Here is a 1,213-nt window from a genome sequence, read left to right on the forward strand (position 1 = left end):
GAAATCAAATTTCGATATTCGTTCAATTGATAAATTAACATATATACAAGGTAAATTTACCTTATTCCAACTACGCTTCAAAAATCCTTTTTGCTCTAATAAACTAAAAACACTATTTACAATTGTTTTACGCGATACACTTTGGCCTATAAATAAATTAATAAATGTTGAAATACGGTTTGCTCGTGCAAATCCCTCTCTAATGATTTGTTTTGGATCAATTTTTTCTCGTCCATCACAATTTTTCAATGCGATTAATGCTAATGTCACATCACTGCGCTCGCCCGCGGTAGCATAGACAGCTTTCGTAACATCATCTACAAGATTTGTTTTATATTTTTGGCAATATTGCATTTTATATGGATTTTGTAACACCTTTTCAATATTGTATCTCACAACCTTTAATAACACTGGAAAATCTGTATTCAATACATAAGTATTTTCACCAACTTTAGTCAAAATAATTTCACTATCAAGTAATGCTTGTTCTATTTCCAGCACTATATTTTCAGACCAAACCTCTAATGTTAATGTCTCTAATCCTTTTGGTGCAAATAAAGGAAATAATTCATTTTTGTTATTTGTTGCTACCTTTTTACATTCTGGAAGTATTGTGAAATAAGAGAATTTACGCTGAAATTCTTTAAATAAATACTCTCTTTCCTTTACTTTTATACCCGGTTCTATTTTAGTACCTTGAACTTTATAAATTCTCTCATTGTATGGAAATAACACCCTTTTATTTTCCCCTACAATATAATCTTTCGGATATTGGAGAATATGGTCTAGATCCACCTCTCCCCCTATTTGAAAATCATCTTTTAAATTTCTAAATATTTTAATCCATTTCATACCGGTTGTAGCTTGTTGTATTTTTAGTTTTACAAACCGTATTTTTTTATTATTTGACGCAAACTCTGAGGTAGAAATCAATATCATGCCTCGTTTCCGTCTTAAAAGTAAAGGAATATCTGGATGATTATATTCTTGATATTACGACTATATTTATGACCATTTGGTATAGGTTTCATTTAACTGATTAAAGCTATTTTCAAAGAAGACATATCAGCGATAACTTATGTCTATTCTGTATAGGTGTTAGCAGTTTCGTTTGCAAACTTGTTAGCACTTTTTTATTCCTCTTGATTAACTTTAACAAGAATACAAGATAATATATTGTGAATAAAAAGAATATATTAATCAGCATAAAAAC

General features: G+C 29.3%; 1 pseudogene. It reads right to left on the bottom strand.

Annotated features, from left to right (window positions below):
- A pseudogene (locus tag ACQGSG_RS29035) lies at nucleotides 1–933 on the bottom strand (translation initiation inhibitor); the annotation flags it as partial.
- Nucleotides 934–1,213 lie beyond the last annotated feature (280 nt).

Source organism: Bacillus sp. GMa5/1, assembly GCF_050172015.1.
GTDB classification, from domain to species: domain Bacteria; phylum Bacillota; class Bacilli; order Bacillales; family Bacillaceae_G; genus Bacillus_A; species Bacillus_A cereus.